This is a genomic window from Bradyrhizobium ganzhouense (assembly GCF_049949285.1).
Classification (GTDB): Bacteria; Pseudomonadota; Alphaproteobacteria; order Rhizobiales; family Xanthobacteraceae; genus Bradyrhizobium; species Bradyrhizobium ganzhouense.
The window spans coordinates 7,448,242-7,468,355 of record NZ_CP181318.1 but is presented as its reverse complement, the minus strand read 5'-3'; the positions used below and the strand labels follow the sequence as shown (position 1 = coordinate 7,468,355).

At 64.3% G+C, this 20,114-nt stretch carries 21 protein-coding genes; 12 read left to right on the top strand and 9 right to left on the bottom strand.

Annotation, left to right across the window (positions count from 1 at the left end):
* Position 1: 1 nt before the first annotated feature.
* The gene (locus ACLFLU_RS34730) at positions 2–1,660 is read left to right on the top strand and encodes a hydantoinase B/oxoprolinase family protein (protein ID WP_426409187.1); all 1,659 of its coding nucleotides are present in this window, start codon (positions 2–4) and stop codon (positions 1,658–1,660) included.
* Positions 1,661–1,720: 60 nt separating this feature from the next.
* On the opposite strand, the gene ACLFLU_RS34725 is transcribed toward ACLFLU_RS34730, so the two are convergent.
* Positions 1,721–2,365, bottom strand: coding sequence for a glutathione binding-like protein (locus ACLFLU_RS34725; RefSeq protein WP_426409186.1), 645 nt, complete (start codon positions 2,363–2,365; stop codon positions 1,721–1,723).
* 107 nt (positions 2,366–2,472) lie between these two features.
* Between ACLFLU_RS34725 and ACLFLU_RS34720 the strand changes: the two genes are divergently transcribed.
* Complete coding sequence (locus ACLFLU_RS34720; protein ID WP_426409185.1) at positions 2,473–3,135, top strand: TetR/AcrR family transcriptional regulator; 663 nt, start codon at positions 2,473–2,475, stop codon at positions 3,133–3,135.
* Between the two features lie 88 nt (positions 3,136–3,223).
* Here the strand turns inward: ACLFLU_RS34720 and ACLFLU_RS34715 are convergent, their stop codons facing one another.
* Entirely contained in the window at positions 3,224–5,191 is a 1,968-nt protein-coding gene (locus ACLFLU_RS34715) for a cache domain-containing protein (protein WP_426409184.1), read from the bottom strand.
* A gap of 276 nt (positions 5,192–5,467) precedes the next feature.
* The gene (locus ACLFLU_RS34710; RefSeq protein WP_426409183.1) at positions 5,468–6,433 is read right to left on the bottom strand and encodes a 2-hydroxyacid dehydrogenase; all 966 of its coding nucleotides are present in this window, start codon (positions 6,431–6,433) and stop codon (positions 5,468–5,470) included.
* Positions 6,434–6,575: 142 nt separating this feature from the next.
* Here ACLFLU_RS34710 and ACLFLU_RS34705 point away from each other — a divergent pair, with 142 nt between their 5' ends.
* From ACLFLU_RS34705 to ACLFLU_RS34690, 4 genes are all read left to right on the top strand, one after another.
* Positions 6,576–6,944 carry a YciI family protein gene (locus tag ACLFLU_RS34705; protein WP_234680602.1) on the top strand — a complete coding sequence of 123 codons (369 nt, stop codon included), beginning with the start codon at positions 6,576–6,578 and terminating at the stop codon, positions 6,942–6,944.
* Positions 6,941–8,236, top strand: coding sequence for an RNA polymerase sigma factor (locus ACLFLU_RS34700; RefSeq protein ID WP_426409182.1), 1,296 nt, complete (start codon positions 6,941–6,943; stop codon positions 8,234–8,236). Before ACLFLU_RS34705 ends, ACLFLU_RS34700 begins: the two co-directional genes overlap by 4 nt.
* Positions 8,237–8,337: 101 nt before the next feature.
* Positions 8,338–8,874, top strand: coding sequence for an SRPBCC family protein (locus ACLFLU_RS34695; RefSeq protein ID WP_426409181.1), 537 nt, complete (start codon positions 8,338–8,340; stop codon positions 8,872–8,874).
* Positions 8,875–8,925: 51 nt separating this feature from the next.
* Positions 8,926–9,345: a VOC family protein gene (locus tag ACLFLU_RS34690; protein ID WP_426409180.1), complete on the top strand. Its 420-nt coding sequence runs from the start codon at positions 8,926–8,928 to the stop codon at positions 9,343–9,345.
* A 72-nt stretch (positions 9,346–9,417) separates the two neighbouring features.
* On the opposite strand, the gene ACLFLU_RS34685 is transcribed toward ACLFLU_RS34690, so the two are convergent.
* From ACLFLU_RS34685 to ACLFLU_RS34665, 5 genes are all read right to left on the bottom strand, one after another.
* On the bottom strand, positions 9,418–9,765 hold the full coding sequence (locus ACLFLU_RS34685) for a hypothetical protein (RefSeq protein ID WP_426409179.1): 348 nt from the start codon (positions 9,763–9,765) through the stop codon (positions 9,418–9,420).
* Between the two features lie 473 nt (positions 9,766–10,238).
* Positions 10,239–10,646, bottom strand: a complete 408-nt coding sequence (locus tag ACLFLU_RS34680; RefSeq protein ID WP_426409178.1) for a hypothetical protein — start codon at positions 10,644–10,646, stop codon at positions 10,239–10,241.
* Positions 10,647–10,883: 237 nt separating this feature from the next.
* Positions 10,884–11,321, bottom strand: coding sequence for a hypothetical protein (locus tag ACLFLU_RS34675; RefSeq protein WP_426409177.1), 438 nt, complete (start codon positions 11,319–11,321; stop codon positions 10,884–10,886).
* 164 nt (positions 11,322–11,485) lie between these two features.
* Positions 11,486–12,274 carry an SDR family NAD(P)-dependent oxidoreductase gene (locus ACLFLU_RS34670; protein WP_426409176.1) on the bottom strand — a complete coding sequence of 263 codons (789 nt, stop codon included), beginning with the start codon at positions 12,272–12,274 and terminating at the stop codon, positions 11,486–11,488.
* 281 nt (positions 12,275–12,555) lie between these two features.
* Positions 12,556–14,220, bottom strand: a complete 1,665-nt coding sequence (locus tag ACLFLU_RS34665) for a PAS domain-containing protein (protein WP_426409175.1) — start codon at positions 14,218–14,220, stop codon at positions 12,556–12,558.
* Between the two features lie 443 nt (positions 14,221–14,663).
* Here ACLFLU_RS34665 and ACLFLU_RS34660 point away from each other — a divergent pair, with 443 nt between their 5' ends.
* The 4 genes from ACLFLU_RS34660 (at position 14,664) to ACLFLU_RS34645 (ending at position 16,967) form a co-directional block, all read left to right on the top strand.
* Complete coding sequence (locus ACLFLU_RS34660) at positions 14,664–15,068, top strand: YciI family protein (protein WP_426409174.1); 405 nt, start codon at positions 14,664–14,666, stop codon at positions 15,066–15,068.
* Positions 15,069–15,127: 59 nt separating this feature from the next.
* Entirely contained in the window at positions 15,128–15,493 is a 366-nt protein-coding gene (locus ACLFLU_RS34655) for a hypothetical protein (protein ID WP_426409173.1), read from the top strand.
* Between the two features lie 122 nt (positions 15,494–15,615).
* The gene (locus tag ACLFLU_RS34650; protein ID WP_426409172.1) at positions 15,616–16,356 is read left to right on the top strand and encodes a TetR/AcrR family transcriptional regulator; all 741 of its coding nucleotides are present in this window, start codon (positions 15,616–15,618) and stop codon (positions 16,354–16,356) included.
* A 119-nt stretch (positions 16,357–16,475) separates the two neighbouring features.
* Positions 16,476–16,967, top strand: coding sequence for a DUF2852 domain-containing protein (locus ACLFLU_RS34645; protein ID WP_426409171.1), 492 nt, complete (start codon positions 16,476–16,478; stop codon positions 16,965–16,967).
* Between the two features lie 153 nt (positions 16,968–17,120).
* Here ACLFLU_RS34645 and ACLFLU_RS34640 read toward each other — a convergent pair whose 3' ends face one another.
* Positions 17,121–18,284, bottom strand: coding sequence for an acyl-CoA desaturase (locus ACLFLU_RS34640; protein ID WP_426409170.1), 1,164 nt, complete (start codon positions 18,282–18,284; stop codon positions 17,121–17,123).
* A 314-nt stretch (positions 18,285–18,598) separates the two neighbouring features.
* On the opposite strand from ACLFLU_RS34640, the gene ACLFLU_RS34635 reads away from it, so the two are divergent.
* On the top strand, positions 18,599–19,357 hold the full coding sequence (locus tag ACLFLU_RS34635) for a serine O-acetyltransferase (RefSeq protein WP_426409169.1): 759 nt from the start codon (positions 18,599–18,601) through the stop codon (positions 19,355–19,357).
* A gap of 35 nt (positions 19,358–19,392) precedes the next feature.
* The gene (locus ACLFLU_RS34630; RefSeq protein WP_426409168.1) at positions 19,393–20,103 is read left to right on the top strand and encodes an SDR family NAD(P)-dependent oxidoreductase; all 711 of its coding nucleotides are present in this window, start codon (positions 19,393–19,395) and stop codon (positions 20,101–20,103) included.
* Positions 20,104–20,114 lie beyond the last annotated feature (11 nt).

Sequence of the window (20,114 nt, the reverse complement as noted above, 5' to 3'; positions counted from 1 at the left end):
CATGAACAAGGCAAAAGGCGCGAGCCTGATCGACCTTCAAATCATGTGGCACCGGCTGATCGCCGTGGTCGAAGAGCAGGCGCAGGTGCTGCTCCGCACCGCCTTCAGCCCGATCGTACGCGAATGCGGCGACCTCTCTGCCGGCGTGTTCGACCTCAGGGGGCGGATGCTGGCGCAGGCGGTGACCGGGACGCCCGGCCACGTCAACTCGATGGCGGAATCGGTCAAGCACTTCATCAACCACTTCCCGCTGGAGACGATGAAGCAAGGCGACGCCTACATCACCAACGATCCCTGGATGGGCACCGGCCATCTCAACGACTTCGTCGTCACCACGCCCTGCTTCAAGGACGGCAAGGTCGTCGCGCTGTTCTCCTGCACCAGCCATCTCATGGACATCGGCGGCATCGGCTTTGGCCCCGACGCCACCGACGTGTTCATGGAGGGGCTCTACATCCCCATGCTGAAGCTGATCGACCAGGGCGTCGTCAACGAGACGCTGATGGCGATGATCCGCACCAACACGCGGCTGCCGATCGACACCGAGGGCGACACCTATTCCCTCGCCGGCTGCAACGATGTCGGCTGCGAGCGTCTGGTCGAGATGATGACCGAGTTCGGCATCGACACCCTCGACGAGCTCGGCGACTACATCTGCGACCGCTCGCGCGAGGCCGTGCTCGCGGAGATCGCCAAACTGCCGAAGGGGAGCTGGCGCAACAGCATGGTCGTCGACGGCTATGACGCGCCGGTCACGCTGGCGGCGACGCTGACGATCTCGGATCAAGGCATCCACGTCGATTTCGACGGCACCTCTGCGGCGTCCAAATTCGGCATCAACGTGCCGCTGTCCTACACCACGGCCTACACGGTGTTCGGTCTCGGCTGTGTCGTCGCCTCGCAGATCCCGAACAATGCCGGCTCGCTCTCGCCGCTGACGGTGTCGGCACCTTCAGGAGCAATCCTCAATGCACCAAAGCCGGCGCCCGTGGCGTCGCGCCACATCGTCGGCCAGATGCTGCCCGACGTGGTGTTCGGCTGCCTGCGACAGATCATTCCCGAGCGCGTGCCGGCAGAAGGCACCTCGTGCCTGTGGAATCTGAACGTGCGCGGTCAGACCCGCTCGGGCGTCGGCGGCAATTACGGATTCTCGATGGCGGTGACGTCCAACGGCGGCACAGGCGCGCGTTTCGGCAAGGATGGCTTGTCCGCGACCGCCTATCCCAGCGGCGTGCGCGGCACGCCGGTCGAGATCGCCGAGACGCAGACGCCCCTGATCTTCTGGCGCAAGGAGCTGCGTCCGGATTCCGGCGGAGCAGGGCGCACCCGCGGCGGCCTCGGGCAGATCATCGAGGTCGGCACCGGCATCGATGCACCGTTCGACATCCTGGCGGCATTCGATCGCATCGACCATCCGCCACGCGGACGCGATGGTGGCCAGAATGGCGAGGCTGGCTATGTCGGCCTGAAGTCCGGCCAGAAGATGCGCGGCAAGGGCTTCCAGACCATTCCGCCGGATGACCGGCTCGTGGTGATGACCCCAGGTGGCGCCGGCATCGGTACGCCCAGTGAGCGCGATCGCGCGGCAGTGAAGGACGATGTCGAGAGCGGGCTGGTGTCGTCAGACAACGCGGCCGCGGTGTACGGCTACGCGCGGTGAGCAACTGAAAAAGGTTCGTCCCGGCCTGGGTGGCCGGGACGATGTCTTGACGAACCGACGTTACGCCGCCGCCTTCTTTCGCGCCTGCTCGGCCTTGTACAGCTCGAATTCCTCCGCGATCGCTTTCACGATCGATGGCCGCTGCCGCAGGCGCTCGTAATAGGCCTTCACGTTCGGCCATTTCGAAAGCTCGATCGGCGGCGTCGCCATGGTCCAGTTGATGACCGTGACGAGATAGGCGTCGGCAACGCTGAAATGGTCGAGCAGGAACTCGCGCCCCTTCAGGTAGTTGTCGAGATAGTCGAGCCGCGACAGGTTCTTCTCCAGCACGTAGGCTTTCACTTCCTGGGACGCCTTGCGGTCGAGCACGGGCACGAACAGGCCCTTGTGCAGCTCGGTGCCGATGAAGCAGAGCCATTGATGCAGTCGCGTGCGATCGATGCCAGCGCTCGCGCCCAGCCCGGATTGCGGAAAGCGGTCGGCGACATATTGCAGGATCGCGGCGTTCTCGGTCAGCACCACGCCCTCGTCGGTGCGCAGCGTCGGCACCAGGCCGATCGGATTGACGGTGCGAAAGTCGGAGCCGTCCTTCAGTACCTTCTTGGTCGGCGGATCGACTTCGAGATAATTCGCCTCGGCGCCGGCCTCATAGAGCGCGACGCGCGTCGCCATGGAGCAGGCGAGTGGCGAGAAATAAAGATCCATCGTGGGCCTCCTTGGGCAATTCTCTTTGTGAGTGTCGCTCAACCTGGCCAGATTGATTTTTGTACCATCTTGCATAATATGGGGTCGGTCAAGGATTAATTTGCGACATGGTACAAAAATCAAAGCCGCCAGCTGCTGCCACTGAGCCTGAGCGTCGCGCTGAACCAAAGCGCCGGGGACGGCCGCGCGCCTATGAGCCCGACGTCGCGCTCGGCAAGGCGCTCGATCTCTTCCGCAAGCAGGGTTTTGCCGCGACATCGCTCGACGATCTCAGCGAGGCCACCGGCATGAACCGGCCGAGCCTGTACGGCGCCTTCGGCGACAAGCGTGAGCTCTACATCAAGAGCTATCAACGCTACCGCGAAGACGCGCGCGCACGCATGGTCGATATCTTTCGCGAGGAGATGCCGGTGCGCGAGCGGTTGGCGCGCATCTATGCCGCCGCGCTGAACATCTATCTCTCCGGAGAGACCGGTCCGCGCGGCTGCTTCACGGTGGTGACGGCGGCGTCCGAAGCGGTTAGCGATCCCGACATTCGTGCCATGGTGCTGGAGGGGCTGACCGAGCTCGACAAGGCCTTTGCAAACTGTTTTCGCCGCGCCAAGGAGAACGGCGAGCTGCCGGAAAGCGCGGATCCGGCCGCGCTGGCGCAACTCGCCTCCGCCACCATCCACACGGTTGCCATCCGCTCGCGCGCGCGCGTCCCGCGGAAAGAGCTGGAAGCGATCGTCAAGGGTGCGATTGATGTGATGGTGGGCGCCAAGGGGTAGCTGTCGTCCCGAACAAGCGCGACAATCTTCCGGTGTCGTCCTGGCGAAAACCAGGACGACACCGAGAATGAGGCTCCAGCCTGGCTAGCTACGCCGCCCGAATCTGCGCGAGGAAACGGTCCACCTCGTCGCGCAGGCGCTGCGACTGCTTTGACAGCTCGATCGCCGAGACCAGCACCTCTTCTGCGGCCGTGCCCGTGGCGGCGATGCCGTCGGTGACGCCGGCGATGTTCTGCGAGACCTCGCCGGTGCGCGCGGCGGCCTGCTGGACGTTCTGCGCGATCTCTTGCGTCGCCGTGCCCTGCTGGCCGACGGCGGCCGCAATCGCGGCGGAGATTTCGTCGACCTGCTGAATCGTCGCGCAGATCGACTGGATACCCTCGACGGCGCCGGTTGTCTCACCCTGAACGGCGGTCACCTGCGCTCCGATCTCTTCCGTCGCCTTCGCGGTCTGGGTCGCGAGCGCCTTGACCTCGGAGGCGACCACCGCGAAGCCGCGGCCGGCGTCGCCCGCACGCGCCGCCTCGATCGTCGCATTCAGCGCCAGCAGATTGGTCTGGCCCGCAATGCCGTTGATGAAGGAGACGACGTCGCCGATTTTTTGCGCGGCATCCGCCAGGCTCTGCACCCGCTCGTTGGACTGCCGGCCGTCGCTGGCGGCCTTGCCCACCACCTCGGTCGCATGCGCCAACCGCCGGCTGATCTCGGTCATCGACGAGGATAATTCTTCCGCCGCCGCCGCCACCGTCTGCACGTTCTCCGAGGCCAGCGCCGAGGCCGACGACACCGTGCGGGTCTGATTGCGCGACTGCTCGACGATATCGGACATCGAACGCGCGGTGTGCTCCATCTCGACCGCAGCCGAGGACACCGTGGTGACGACGTCGCGGATGCTGGCCTCGAAATTGTCGGCGAGGGCGGCAAAGGCGCGCCGCTTCTCGGCCTCGGACTGCGCCTTGGCCTCGAGCTGATCGGCCTGGAGCTTGCTGAACTTCACCGCATTGTCGCGGAACACCGCGACCGCCTTCACCATCGCGCCGACCTCGTCGTTCGCCTTGCTTTGGGGGACCGCGACGTCGAGCCGGCCGTCGGCGAGCTCGCGCATGACGCCGGTGATGGAAAGAATCGGCCGCGAGATGCCGCGGGCGATGAGATAGCCGACGATCGCAGCCAGTACGAGCCCGAGCGCGGCGATGGCGATTGCGAGCATCCAGGCCCGATCGGCGGAGGCCTCGTAATCGGAATTGTCCATCACCAGCTCGACGGCGCCGAGCGGTTTTCCGGAAAAGTCCTTGATCGGCCCGAGCAGCGCGGCGATCGGCGTCGCGTCGAGCTTGGCTTGCTTCACGGTGAAGCCGCCGCCGGCGGCGCGACCGTAATCGGCCGTGTCGAAGAAGCTCTTGCCCTTCAGCGTTCCGCCGAACAGCTTGAAGCCCGCGCTATCGGCGAGATGGAAGGCGATGTCGACATGGCGATTGGTCTTGAAGTCGTCGAGGAAGGACTGCCCGAAGGTCAGGCCGAATTCCACCGAGCCGAGATGTTTGGCCCCTTGAGCGATCGGCACCACGCCGCGAATGCCGAGCCCGGCGACGCCGCCTTCGAGCCCGACGACGACTTTGTGCTCCTGATTGGCGTCGACGACGGTCTTGCGGAAACTTGAGAGGTCGTCGCCGAACTTCGCCGGCTGGTGCACGCGCAGGAAGGAGGTCGCAGGCGGCGTATGGAACTGGAATTGCTCGACGCCGTACTCCGACCTGGTGGCGGCGAACACCGGCCCGAACAGGCGCACCAGCGCCTCGCGATCCTGCCTGGCCATCGCCTCCTGCGTCGCCGGCATCGCGGCCACCACCGCGCTCATGGCGGCGGCGCGATGGGACTCTTCCGCGATCCGCGACAGCAGGGCATCATAGTAATTGCGTAGCTCGCGCTGGTCGGCACGGTCGATGATGCCTGCGATGATCCACATGGCCCCGAGCACGGCAATAAGCGCGGTGGCCGCCGCCGTCAGCGCCAGCGCAACCGTGATCCGCATCCTGAGGCCGAGGGGAGAGCGCATGTCCGACCCGTTCGGTGAGCATTGATTAACAATGCCTATCAACTTCTCGCTAAGAGAGGGTGAATGGGGCGGGGAGGGTTGGTCATGGTTTGGGGGGTGCCAGCCAAATCAATGGTGTCGTCCTGGACAAGCGAAGCGCAGATCCAGGACCCATTACCCCAGGGAGTAGTTTGACGAAGACTCGGGGTTACCGCCTCGCTTCGCAACTCCTCCCTGGGGTAATGGGTCCTGGCTTTCGCCAGGACGACTCCGAGAGGGAGGCGCGGGCGTACGGTCTCAATACCCCCGCCCGCGATCCACGACATTCTCCAGCGCGCCACCCGCCTCGAACCTTGCGATCTGCTCGGCGACATAGGCCGAGATTGCGTCCGCGTCGGTGTCGGCGGCGTTGTGCGGGGTCAGCACGACCTTGGGATGGGTCCAGAACCGGCTGTCCTTCGGCTGCGGCTCCTGGACGAAGACGTCGAGCGAGGCGGCACCCAGCGTGCCGTCGTCGAGGCAGGCCAGGATGTCGGCTTCGTTCTGCAAGGCCCCGCGGCCGGCATTGATCAGCACAGGCGCGCCGAGCGGGCTGGTACGGTTGAGTTTTGCGAAGACGTCACGGTTGAGGATGCCATTGGTGTCGGGCGTCAGCGGCAGCAGTGACACCAGAATGTCGGTCTTGCGCAGGAACGCTTCCATTCCGGCCGTGCCGTGGAAGCACTCGACGCCCTCGATCGTGCGTGGGCTACGGCTCCAGCCGGCGACGCGGAAGCCGAGCCGCCGCAGCACGTCGGCCGCGTCAGCACCGAGCGTGCCGAGGCCCATGACGCCGACCGTGACCGCGCTCGCCGGCCACTGATATTTCGGCTCCCAGCGCTTCGCGCGTTGCGAGTCGCGCAGGTAAAGCTCCTGGCGGTGGTGCATCAGCACGTGCAGCACGACATATTCGGTCATGCGGTTGGTCAGATCAGGCACGGCGACGCGCACCAGCGGCACGTTAGGCAGGCTCTTGTCCGCCATCAGCGCATCGACGCCGGCGCCGAGATTGAAGATGGCCCGCAGATTCGGAAAGGAGCCGAGGTCGCCGGGTACCGGCTTCCACACCGCGGCATAGTGCACGTCGGCCGGATCGAGCCCGCCGTCCGGCAGCAGCACCACGCGGCGGCCGCCGCAGACCGAGTCGAACCGGGCCTTCCAGCGCTCCGGCAGCCAGTTCTGCTGCGTGCTGTTGATCAGGACGGCCAGTGTGCCTTTGGTCATTCGAAGTGCCTCGTCGGGTTCCGCTTGAAGGCCCTCCTTGGCATGATCTGTCGGATTTTTCTTGCAATTTTTTTCCGCAGCCCTGTCGGGGCGAGGCATAGTGGATCGTCTTCAAAACAAGCGTTCACGGAAGGTGCTGCCCATGCTTTATGCGATCCTTTGCTATCACGACGAGGACTTCGTCGGCTCCTGGAGCAAGGACCAGGACGAAGCCGTGATGAAGAAGCTCGCCGTGGTGCAGGATAAGCTCACACAGCAGGGCCGACTCGGGCCGGTGGCCCGGCTGCTGCCGACCACAGCGGCGGCGACCTTGCGCAAGGAAGACCCGCCGCTGGTGCTTGACGGCCCGTATGCAGAGACCAAGGAGCAGCTGCTCGGCTTCTACATCGTCGACTGCAAGAATCTCGACGAGGCGCTCGATGTTGCGCGCGATCTCGGCTCGGCCAATCCCGGCGGCGCCTATGAAGTGCGTCCCGTCGGTGTGTTCAGGCCCGGGGGAATTTCCGCGTGAGCGAGGCCGACACCGGCTGGATCGAGACCGCGCTGACCTCGGCGCGACCCCAGGCGGTGGGCGCGCTGCTGCGTTATTTCCGCGACCTCGATACGGCGGAGGAGGCGTTTCAGAACGCCTGCCTGCGCGCGCTCAAGACGTGGCCGCAGAACGGGCCGCCGCGCGATCCCGCGGCCTGGCTGATCATGGTCGGCCGCAACGTCGCGATCGACGAGGTGCGCCGCACCCGCAAGCAGCAGCCGCTGCCCGACGACGACCAGGCGATCTCCGATCTCGATGATGCCGAAGGCGCGCTCGCCGAGCGGCTCGACGGCTCGCATTACCGCGACGACATTTTGCGGCTGATGTTCATCTGCTGCCATCCGCAATTGCCGGCGACACAGCAGATCGCGCTCGCGCTGCGCATCGTCTCCGGTCTCACCGTGAAGCAGATCGCGCGCGCCTTCCTGGTCTCCGACGCGGCGATGGAGCAGCGCATCACGCGCGCCAAGGCGAAGGTCGCGGAAGCCGGGACGCCTTTCGAGACACCGGGGCCGGTCGAGCGCTCCGAGCGGCTCGTGGGCGTCGCTGCGATGATCTACCTGATCTTCAACGAGGGCTATTCGGCGAGCGGCGACACTGCCGAGATCCGCAAGCCGCTGTGCGAGGAAGCGATCCGGCTGGCGCGGTTGTTGCTGCGCTTGTTCCAGAGCGAACCGGAGATCATGGGCCTGACTGCTCTGATCCTGTTGCAGCACGCGCGTAGCGCTGCGCGCTTTGCCGCGGACGGTTCGCTGATCCTGCTTGATGACCAGGATCGCTCGATGTGGAACGGCAACATGATCGCCGAAGGGTTGGCGCTGATCGACAAGGCGATGCGCCACCGCCGCAGCGGGCCCTACCAGATCCAGGCCGCGATCGCCGCGCTGCACGCGCGCGCAGCGACGCCGGAGGAGACCGACTGGACCCAGATCGACCTGCTCTATGGCGCGCTCGAAGTGATGCAGCCCTCGCCGGTGGTGACGCTCAACCGCGCGGTCGCCGTCTCCAAGGTGCGCGGGCCACAAGCCGCGCTCGACCTGATCGAGCCGCTGGCGCCGAAGCTTGCCAACTATTTCCATTTCTACGGCGTGCGCGGCGCCTTCCTGATGCAGCTTGGCCGCAACGACGAAGCCCGCGTCGCCTTCGACCGCGCCATCGCGCTGGCCAACACCTCGGCCGAGGCCGCTCACATCCGCATGCACATTGATCGGCTGATCCGGGACAGCCAGCCGAAGGATGGCGGCGCCAGGCAGGGCGCGAAGGCCAAGTGATGGTCAAGTGACGGTCAAGGTGACGGCCAAAAATTTTGTCCCGCCAATTGTCGGCCCCAGCCGTCTCCCTTCGTCTTAATCCCGTATCCAGGGAGCCATTCATGCTGAAAGCTATTGCCATTGTCGCCATCGTGATCGCGGTCGGGATCGCGGGCATCCTCGTCTTCGCCCTCACAAAACCCGACACGTTCCGTGTCGAGCGCTCGCTCGCGCTGAAGGCGCCGGCCGAGGCGATCTATCCGCTCGTCTCCGATTTCCACTTCTGGACCAGCTGGTCGCCCTATGAGAGGCGCGACCCCGGCATGAAGCGCACCTATGGCGGAACTGCGAAGGGGAAGGGTGCGACCTATGCCTGGGACGGCAACAACAATGTCGGCGCCGGTCATATGGAGATCCTCGAGGCGAGCACGCCGTCGAAACTCCGCATCAAGCTCGATTTCGAACGGCCTTTCGAGGGCCACAACACTGCCGAGTTCACTTTTGTGCCGCAAGGCGATGCGACACTGGTCACGTGGGCGATGTACGGTCCGGCTCCCTTCATGTCCAAGGTGATGCAGGTCTTCATCAACATGGACACCATGATCGGCAAGGATTTTGAGGCTGGCCTCGCCAGCCTGAAGAAGCTCACCGAGAAGTAACGCCAGCCACCGCCCCAAGACCCAAACCAAGTCGCAAAGAGGAGAGAAACGATGGTCAGTGCCTATCTGTTCTATCAGGACACCTGTGAAGCGGCGTTCAACTATTACGCAAAGGTACTCGGCGGCAAGGTCGACGCCATGATGCGTCTGTCGGACGCTCCGCCATCTGATATGCCTCCCGGCCCGCCCGGCCGCGAGAAGACGATCATGCATGCGCGGCTGTCGCTGCCCGGCGGCGCCGTGCTGATGGCTTCCGATACGCCGCCCGAGCATTTCCAGAAGCCGCAGGGCTTTTCGATCTCGGTCACGGTCGCGGATCCCGCGGAGGGCGAGCGCAAGTTCAACGCGCTTGCCGACGGCGGCACCGTCACCATGCCCTTCAGCAAGACGTTCTGGGCCAAGGGCTTTGGCATGTGTGTCGACAAGTTCGGCATCCCCTGGATGGTGAACTGCCCGGCGGAAGGCATGTGAGCGCGAAATTCCCCTGATTCCCTGAGATGCGCCTCCCTCTCTCGATTGTCTCGAGAGAGGGAGCACGCCTCGTCAGCGGATCGATCCGGTCACGTCCTCGCCCGGCGGCTGCGTCACGCAGCTACGGCAGATCACGAGCTTCGAGCCGAGCTGCCTGTCGTTCTCGGCCTCGATCTCGTCCTGGACAGCCCACCATGCGTCGGAATAGGGACGCAGCGTGGCCAGCACCCTTTGCCGCTCCAGATTGGGATCGCTCTCTGGCGCCGTGTGATTGGCAAGTCGGCGTTTTGTGACGGCAGGACGATTGGGATCCTGACCGAGTCCGTCCCATGCGATCGGGCGACGCTCCGCCGCCGGCGCGCTTGCGCATCCCGCGAGCGCTGCGCAAAAACTGAGCAACACGAGAATATGTCGAGCCATGCCGAACCTGCCGTGCGGTACGCCACGCAAATCCGCGTGGAAAACTTTGCAGCGCGACGCTTACCCGGGACTTAAGGGAAAACGGCGTCACCGCCATGGCCGAAAGGAGATTCGTGCGCTCGATTCACTTGGCGAGAACAGCGCGAGCGCCATTGTGACATGAAGCGAATTGCATCGCACAACAACTGGCGCAAGATTAGGCTGTGAACTTCGCACCCGAATCGCTAGCTTCGGTCACAATACCTACAAATTAGGGTGGGCGTGACTCGGAAGGGAGCGACCGATGGCGGCGGCGCTACAAATCAATTTTGCTCTTTGGGGAATGCTGATCTGCGCCAGCGTGAAGCTTGCGCCGGTTGTGCAGATCGTTTTTCACTAGAGGAACAGCCAGTTTGCGACGGCCACGGCTCCCTGTGCGAGCACGTAAGACGCGGTTCACACTGCGTCTGGTTGTCGGCGCATGACGCCATGCATCAGCTGATGAACAGTGCAATCAGCATGAAGCTCATGCCCACCACGACGATCATGGGAACAATAAAGTCGCGCTGACGTGAGGGTCGTCGCGGCAATGGTCTTCGTCGTCGCGGCGTCTCACTCACGTGCAACTCACTCATCAGCGGCACGGGCTCCGACGGCGCGAGCGAGACCTTGGCGTCCGAGCCGATGTACTTCACGTACAGCTCGAGCAGCCGCAGTTCCGACGTCAGGTCGATCAGGCCCTCGCGGTCGCGCCGCGACAGCTCTTCGAATTCGAGGGTTTCTTCGGAGCTCAGTGGGCCGAGGACGATCCGTCCCTGATCCGACAGGCGGTAGCGAAAATCGATGGACTCCATAAACGTACCATTTGAAAATGACTGATCCTGAAAAAGTGGAACCATCATATTCCGCCGCCGCTGCCGAGATATGACGGTTCCGCAGCCATGGCGAGCCGGACTGGCCTCGACATGGCCTGCATCATCATAGGCGCCGGGGAAAAGCTGGAAACCGCGTAAATTGTGCACGCGTTGCGAAGCACTTAAGCGGATTTCGCTCCGATAGGGCCGAAACCGCCGGGATCTGCCTAATCGTCGGACAGCGCGGGATTCATCGCGGTCACATCGCCTTCTGCAATCGAATTGTCACCGGCAGCGCGGATAGATCGCGGCGAGGTCGCGTCCCTTCAGCAACAGCAACCGCGAGGTGAGGCCGCCGCGACGGCTGATCCAGTCGCGAACAGGGCCCGGATAGGCCGCAAGCACGGCTTCGGATGCTTCCGGCTCGGCATAGAAGCGTCCGCGCCGGTCGACCGAACGCGCGGCGTGGAAACCGAGCACGGCACGTTTGGTGACGCAGATGCGCTCGCCCGGAACGATGCTGAGCACCAGCGTGCAGGCGGACAGGCAGGGACCGTCGATCACCACGCGGTCGCCGCTCTCGCGCACCTTCTCGAACAGGTCGAGGAACGGCCCGACCTGCCCGCCGGGGCTCTGGATGATGCGGATCTCGGCCTTGGCCGGGACGGAAGCGAGCAATGCTGCTGCAAGCATTGCGGCCGGAACAAAAGCAACGCGTTGCATGAACTCTCCACCAGCTCGGTTCCGTAGGGTGGGTTAGCACTGCGGCTGCGCGAAGCGCAGTCCGCTAGCGTAACCCACCACTTTTGTCGCCGCGTGAGAAGAGGTGGGTTACGCCGAGCAGAAGCGCTTCGCGCATCTGCAGGGCTAACCCACCCTACAGGCTCCTATCCGTTCCGCCGTTCGCCGCGCAGCGTCGGCAGGCCGATGCCGGCTGCATCAAAGCCGCCATCGACGGCCAAAATTTGGCCGGTGATGTAGCTCGCGCGCTCCGAGCACAGGAAGAAGATCGCTTCTGCGAGCTCCTCCTCCAGGCCGTAGCGGTTGAGCGGGATGGCGTCGTGATAGTCGGCGCGGATCTCTTTGGTGTGCACCTGCTTCGCCATCGCGGTGTCGACCGGCCCTGGTGCGACCGCATTGACGCGGATGTTGAGCGAGGCCAGCTCGACCGCAAGCTGCTTGGTGAGGTGCGCAAGCCCGGCCTTGCTGGTGCCGTAGGCCGCGCGCAGCGTCGATGCGCGCACGGCCGAGATCGAGGTGATGTTGACGATGGCGCCGCCGCCCTGCTCGCGCATCAACGGCGCGGCCGCCTTGGTGCACAGGAACGGGCCGGTGAGGTTGACCGCCATGATCCTGTTCCAGTCGGCATTGCTGGTCTCCAGCACCGGCGCGAACACGGCGACGCCGGCATTGTTGACGAGCGCATCGAGCCGGCCGAAGCGGCTCATGACCGCGGCCATTGCAGCGCCTACGGCAGCTGCGTCCGACACGTCGCAGGTCAGCGCCAGCGTCGCCTCGCTTTGGTCGATCTCGGCGACCGCACGGCCGAGCAGCTCGCCCTCGATATCGAGCAGCGCCACCCGCCAGCCCTCGGCCAGTAACTTCTTGGCTGTCGCAAGCCCGATGCCGCGTGCGGCGCCGGTGACGAGGGCGACTTTTTGCGGGGCTTGCGGCATTGGTTGATCTGTCCTGTCTCGAAAAAGGGGCGCGCTCCTTTTACTGCGCTTTCGTCTCGACGAGGAGGGGCCTGTGTTGATGGAGCCAGGCGTTCACCCGTTTGAACCGTCACCCTGAGGTGGCCGCTTCTTCAGCGGCCCTCGAAGGGCGACGGCCCGGCTGCATCCGGGCCGATTCATCCTTCGAGGCTCACACTGCGTTGCAGTGTGAGCGCCTCCAGCGACAACCGCTTCGCGGTTGCGCGGGGATGACGGAGATGGAGTAAACGAGCCGAGGAAGGTTACGACAGCTCGGCAGATGCCCGCTGCATGTTCGCCGACATGTCCGCGGTTACCGCGCTCTGTTCCTCGACCGCGGCGGCGGTGGTGGCGATGAACTCGTTGACGCCGGCAATCGCGACCTTGATCGCAGTGAGCGAGCTCACGACATCGCCGGAGATAGTGTTCAGCGCGTCGATCTCGGAGGTGATCGTGTCGGTCGCCTGCTTGGCCTGGTTGGCGAGGTTCTTCACCTCGGAGGCAACCACCGCGAAGCCGCGGCCGGCTTCGCCCGCGCGCGCCGATTCGATCGTGGCATTGAGCGCGAGCAAATTGATCTGGCTGGTAATGCCGGCAATCATCTCGACGATGCCGCTCATGGCTTGCGCGGCCGCGTTCAGCCGCTGCGCCTGGCCGTCGGCGGCGTCGACCCGGGTGGTCGCGACCTTGGAGGTCTCGCGCGACTTCGCCATGGTCTCGGAGATCTCGCGGATCGAGGCGCTCATCTCCTCGCTGCCGGCCGCAACCGCTTCGATCAACCCGCGCGCATTGTCGGCCTTCTTGCGCCCGATCGCCTGCGCGGTGATGTCGGTGGCGTATTTCACCACCTTGTAGGGTTTGCCGTTGACGTCGAAGATCGGGTTGTAGGACGCCTGGATCCAGATCTCGCGGCCGCCCTTGGCGATCCGCTTGTATTCGGCGGCCTGGTATTCGCCGCGATTGAGCGTCTCCCAGAACTGGCGGTAGGCCACCGAGTTCTTCTCGCTCGGTTCGACGAACATGCTGTGGTGCTGGCCCTTGATCTCGGCCAGCGAATAGCCCATCGCGGCCAGGAAGTTCTGGTTGGCGGTACGGATTGTGCCGTCCATGTTGAATTCGATCACCGCCTGCGACTTCTGGATCGCAGCAAGCTGGCCGTCACTGTCGGCGGCCTTCATCTTCTGCGCCGTGACGTCGGTTGCGAACTTCACCACCTTGAACGGCCGGCCCATGTCGTCGAGGATCGGGTTGTAGGTCGCCAGAATCCAGATTTCCTTGCCGCCCTTGCCGAGCCGCTTGTATTCGGCCGCCTCGAACTGACCGCGATTCAACCGCGCCCAGAAATCGGCATAGGCCGAGCCTGCGCGATCCTCCGGCGTCACGAACATGCTGTGGTGCTTGCCCTTGATCTCGTCGAGCGAGTAGCCCATCGCGCCCAGGAAATTCTCGTTGGCGGTGACGATAGTGCCGTCCATGTTGAACTCGATGACGGCCTGGGCGCGGCTGATCGCGGCGAGCTTGCCGGCTTCCTCCATGCTCCGCATCTTGTAGGCGGTGACGTCGGTGGCGAACTTGATGAAGCTGATCACCTTGCCGTTCTCGTCAAGCAGCGGCGCGTAGGAGGCGTGGACCCAGATTTCCCTGCCGCCCTTGCCGTAGCGCCTGTACTGCGTGGTCTGGAACTCGCCGCGATTCAGGCTGGCCCAGAAATCGCGGTAGCGGGCGCTCTCGCGCTCGGCCGGGCTGACGAAGATGCTGTGATGCTTGCCCTTGATCTCAGCGAGCGAGTAGCCGCTCATCTTCAGCAGATTTTCGTTGGCGTCGAGAATGGTGCCGTCGAGGCCGAACTCGATCACCGCCTGCGACCGGTCGAGCGCCTCGACTTCAGCGACCGCGTGCCTGACCTTCTTGCTCTGAAAATTGAACACGTGATGCTCCGCAATAATTGGGGGCGAATCGACGAGATCAACGTATCGTCTCGCTTTCTCTAAAAAGTTGCATAGGCTCGTTGAGCAACCGTAAACTTGTGCACGGAGCTGCAGGCGTTCCGCAATTTCACGTGCGATTCCGATGTCGTTCAGTTCACGGGCCTTCTGGCTCCATAAGCACAGCGCAATTCATACGGGAACATCATGCAACCGTAGTTTTACGGGCGCGCTTCGAGAAAAAATTCGCACTCCGTCGCGACAGACTGTCGGCGCGGCAATGACCTCCGAAATAATTTTCACGGCCCTGTCGGCCTTGTAAAAGCTCGTTCGTCTTACAAGGGAGCGCGGGTCAGGTGGCCCGTCCATCTCCCCGTCATTCCGTGGCAGCGCCGGCGGCGCGCGCCCATGCGTCATGTGAAATGACGAAGCTCGAGAGGAACCGCATGCGATTCATGATGCTGATGATCCCGGCCGGTTACGAGACCGCGTCGCCGGACGTGCAACTCGATCCCGAACGGGTCGCCGCGATGATGCGCTACAACGAGGCGCTGAAGGATGCCGGCGTGCTGATCACGCTGGACGGCCTGCATCCGCCGTCGATGGGCGCTCGAGTCTCGTTTGCGACCGGCGTGCCTATCGTGACCGACGGTCCCTTCACGGAGGCCAAGGAAGTGCTGGGCGGCTACTGGATGATCGAGGTCGGCTCGCGCGAGGAGGCGATTGCCTGGGCGAAAAAGTGCCCGGCCTCGGCCAATGAGGTCATCGAGATCCGTCAGGTGCAGGAAATGTCCGACTTTCCGCCGGAGGTGCAGGCGGCCGCGGCCGGTTTCGACCATCTGAAGACTTAGTCGCGGCGGTCGCGATGCGATCGCGTCTGTCGTCCATCCATCAACAAGGGAGAGAACCGATGAGTGCCGAACACAAATTCCTCGCCGTCTATCTCGGCAGCGTGAGCGGGTCGAAAATGGCGGCCTGGAATGCACTTCCCGAAGCCGATCGGAAAGCCAGGGAGCGCGAGGGCATGGCCGCATGGCATGGCTGGGTCGAGAAGCACAAGGACGTCATCGTCGAGATGGGCGGCCCGCTCGGCAAGACCCGCAAGATCGACGCGAGCGGCATCACCGAGGTCAGCAATGCGCTGACCGGTTTCACGGTGGTGCGGGCTGCCTCGCAGGAGGCCGCCGCAAAGCTGTTCGAGAACCATCCGCACTTCGCGATCTTTCCCGGCGAGGCCGTCGAGGTCATGCCCGTGCTGGCCATCCCGCAGATGTAGTTCCCGGGAAAGTCGTGCCGGGGTGCGATGCTGCCGGCCCGGCCTGACCGTGGAAGTACGGGTCAATCACGCCCCATCGCCGCTAGTGACCTTCGCCGCCGGCTCATGTAAAAGCCGTTCACATGAGCTGGCGCAAGGAGCAGGGCCGCGCCGAGCGCGGCTATCACCACGGCAATCTGAAGGAAGCCCTGTTGCAGGCCGCCCTCGGGCTGATTGCCGAGAAGGGCGCGGCGGGCTTTACCTTTGCCGATGCCGCGCGCATGGCCGGCGTCAGTGCGGCGGCGCCTTACCGGCATTTCCGAGATCGTGACGAGCTGCTGTCCTCGATCGCCCAGCGCGGCTTTGAGCAGTTCGAAGCGCGTCTCACGGCCGCCTGGGACGACGGACGCCCCGACACCGTCACCGCGTTCGAGCGCGTCGGCCGGGCCTATCTCGCCTTCGCCCGCGAGGAGCCGGCCTTCTACAATGCGATGTTCGAATCCGGCCTGCCGGTCGATGCCAATGCGGCGCTGCAGGCCGCAAGCGAGCGCGCTTTTAACGTCATTCGCGCTGCCGCGGAGCGCCTCGCGGCGCTCGCTCCGCCTGGTACGCCGCGCCCGCCGGCGATGATGATGGCGCTGCACATCTGGTCGATGGCGCACGGCGTCGCCTCCCTGTTCTCACGCGGGGACGCCGCGCGGCGAAAGCTGCCGATGTCGCCGGATGAGCTGTTAGAGGCCGAGGTGCTGATCTATCTGCGCGGCCTCGGCTTCCCGACCGACCGCCGGCCGCAGGCAAAAAGCGCCGAGCCGCCGCCGGTCCCACCGGAGGCGTCCTCCGGTTCTGGCGTCCCCCCAGGTGGGCCCTGGGGCAAGCCGAAATAAAGTTGCGCAAATAATTCCGCGACCCCGTCAGGCCGCCAGCTTGACAAAATCGCGGGATGGTCTAGCTATGTAAATGTTATTTACATTCACAACGGCAGATGCCGTGATGGAGAAGGGAAATGGCCTACACCGCTGATGTCAATCGCTGGCGCGGCCCCTCGGATCAGCAGCAACAGTACGAGCGGCCCCACATGCTCGATACGCCCTGGCATCCTGGCTGGATTGCCGTGACCATTCTCGGCTTCATCATCTGGTGGCCGATCGGACTTGCCCTTCTCTTTTTCACACTCGGGAGCAGAAGAATGTCGTGCTGGAGCAATCAGGATCGCTGGCAGAACAAGATGGAGCGGATGCAGTACAAGATGGACCGCATGCGCGGCCGCATGGAGCGCCGTGGTTTCGGCTTTGGCTTCGGCCCGCCGTCCTCCGGCAACCGTGCCTTCGACGAATACCGCACCGAGACGCTGCAGCGGCTCGAGGAGGAGCAGGTCGAATTCAAGAACTTCCTCGACCGTCTGCGCCACGCCAAGGACAAGGAAGAGTTCGACCAGTTCATGGCCCAGCACAAGACGCGTCCGACCCCGCCGCCGGCCGACCAGCAGCAGGGCTGATACCCCTCAAAGCCTTCAGGCGCATGCCCCCAAAGTCCTGATGGCCCCGAGCCGCCCGCCTGCGCACCCCGCAGGCGGGCGGTTTGGTTTTTCAACCTCGCCCCGCTTGCGCAAGCGAACCCGATCAGGCCATGCGCGCGATGGCCGCGAGCTTCAGCGCACCGTCACGAGCTGCGCGCGGACCGATGTCAGGAAGTGTTCGTAGGCGTGGTCGACGATCTCGTTGAGTGATCGCGTTCGCGCGAACATCGCCCTGGCTTCCGTGAGAAACTCTTCGCGGGTCGGAATCTTCGGCAGATGCAGATGCGTCAGCGCATCGACGCGGTCATGCGCGCGATTGAGGATGTCGTGCAGCGTCGGCAGTTGCAACGGGGCAAGATCGGCCCGGTGCAGCGCCGACGAGATCGCGTGCGCCAGAGCGTGCGCATCGAACCGCCCGGCAAGCTCGCGGGCTGCGCGATTGATGACACGTGCGCCGAGCGGCTGCTCGTTGCGCAGCACCTGCTCGGGCGGTGCCTTCATGTTCCAGACGATTCCGAACCAGGACAGGATCTTCAGAATGTAATAGGTCACGTCGATTTCCCACCAGCGAAAGCCTTGTCGCACGCTGCTCTGGTAGGCGTGGTGATTGTTGTGCCAGCCTTCACCCATGGTGAGCAGCGCCAGCAGCCAGTTGTTGCGGGAATCGTCGCCCGTCACGTAGCGCTTGCGTCCATGCACGTGCGCGAGGGAATTGATGCAGAAGGTCGCGTGATAGACCAGCACCGTGCTCCACAGGAAGCCGACGACGAAACCCGACCAGCCCGCTACCAGGAAGCAGAGCAGCGCAAGCGTCACGGCCGGCAGAAGCTCCAGCCGATGCAGCCACATCAGTTCCGGATAGACTGCGAGATCGCCGACCTTCACAAGGTCGGTCGCATCGTGCTCCCGGTAAAAAATCCAGCCGAGATGGCTGTACAGGAAACCGCGCTGACGCGGCGAATGCACGTCCAATTCGGTATCGGAATGCAGATGATGGTGCCGATGCTTGGCCGCCCACCACAACACGCTCTTCTGCGCGGTGCTTTGCGCAAGCCAGGCCAGGATGAACTGAAACACCCGGCCGGTCGCAAAAGCCTTGTGCGAGAAATAGCGGTGGTAACCTGCCCCGATCGCAAACATGCGCACGACATACAGTGACCCGCAGATCGCGAGGGCCTGCCAGGTGACGCCTGACCAGATGGCCGCGAAGCAGCCGAGATGGACCAGCACGAACGGCACGGCGGAGGGGTACATGACGTCGTCGTGGTGGTCGTGGGCGGGCGCGTTGGGCGACATGTCTTGGCGTGACCTTGGGTGAGGGGATTCGTGTCGGCGGCGCCGAAGGCCGCCGGGTACGAAAAACCCGCGGATGGCAGACCACCGCGGGGCTCGAACGAGACGCCTTACGTGGGCATCCCCGGCCGACGCAGAGCCGGCCAAAAGTTCAATGGACTATATGGTCGGAGATGCCTGGCATGCAAGCTCGTAGCCTCACGGGGACCTGCGGCATGGTGCGCGGAGAGCGACAGTGCCGCTGACGCGGCGTGGCGCGCGGGCTGCCCACGGCCTATATTTGAGATATCAGTGCTGAAATACCGGAGGCGGCAACGATGGCAGCTGCGACCAACGACAGTCTCTGGCAGACGATACGCGGCGAGGCGCAGCGCGCGATGGCGGCCGATCCTGTCTTTGGCAAATCTCTTGCCGATGCGGTCCTCGTTCATGACGGTTTTGGCGCCGCCCTGGCCGATCTGATCGGGCGCAGGCTTGGTGGTGATGGCACGGAGCGTGCGCGCTTCACCGCCTTTGCTCTCGACGCCTTTCGCGGCTCACCCGGATTGATCGAAGCGGCCGGCCGCGATTTGCAGGCCATCGTGCGCAGCGATCCAGCCATCGCCAGCCCGTTGGCGCCGCTGCTGCATTTCAAGGGCTATGTCGCGCTGCAAGCCTGGCGCGTCTCGAACTGGCTCTGGCGTCATGACCATCGCGATGCGGCGCTGCTGTTCCAGAACGAGGCGTCGAACATCCTGCAGGTCAGCATTCACCCGGCCGCGCAGATCGGCTCGTCCGTCTATCTCGACCACGCCACCGGCATCATGATCGGCGCCAATGTCGTGATCGGCGACGAGGTCACGATCCTGCAGAACGTCAGCGTCGGCCGCAGCGGTGAACTGCCGACGCGCTCGCCCCGCATCGGGCGCGGCGTCTATGTCGGCGCCGGCGCGACCATTCTCGGCGACATCAGCATCGGTGATTTTGCAAAAATCGGCGCCGGCACGGTCGTGACATCGGATGTGCCCGGCGGCTGCACCGCGGTCGGCAATCCCGCGCGGCTCACCAACTGCCCCGAGCCCGCCTCGGCGGTGTGATTCACCTCATCACCTTTCAATTGTCGGAGCGTGCAATGAAGACTGCAATCGTGATCGGCGTCGGACCGGAGCGGGGCCTTGGCGCCCAGCTCTGCAAGCGTTTTGCGGCCCAAGGGCTCAAGGTGATCGTTGCGGGCCGGACGCTGTCGGCGTTGCAGGCGGTCGTGGATGACATCGCAAAGGCAGGCGGTGTGGCCACGCCTGTCGTCGCGGACGCGACCAGGGAGAGCGACATCACCGCCTTGTTCGATGCCGCCGGCGAAGACCTCGACCTCGCGATCTACAACGCCGGCAACAACACGCCGGGAAAGATCATCGAGATGGACGCCGATTACTTCGAGAATGCCTGGCGCGTGGTCTGCTTCGGCGGCTTCCTGTTCGGCCGCGAAGCGGTGCGCCGCATGGTGCCGAAGAAGACCGGCACGCTGCTCTTCACCGGCGCCAGCGCCTCGCTGCGCGGACGCTCCGGCTACGGCGCGTTCAACTCGGCCAAATCCGGCGTGCGCACGCTGGCGCAGGCCATGGCCAAGGAATATGCGCCCGACGGCATCCATGTCGGCCATGTCGTGGTCGACGGCGCGATCGCCGGCGACAAGATCTTCTCGCGCTTTCCCGACGCTGCAGGTCGCGAGGACAGCCTGATCAGCATCGAGGGCATCGTCGATGCCTTCGCCTTCCTCTACCGCCAGCCGGAGCGCGCCTGGTCGTTCGAACTCGACGTGCGGACCTCGAAGGAGAAGTGGTAGGGCGCAGCCCG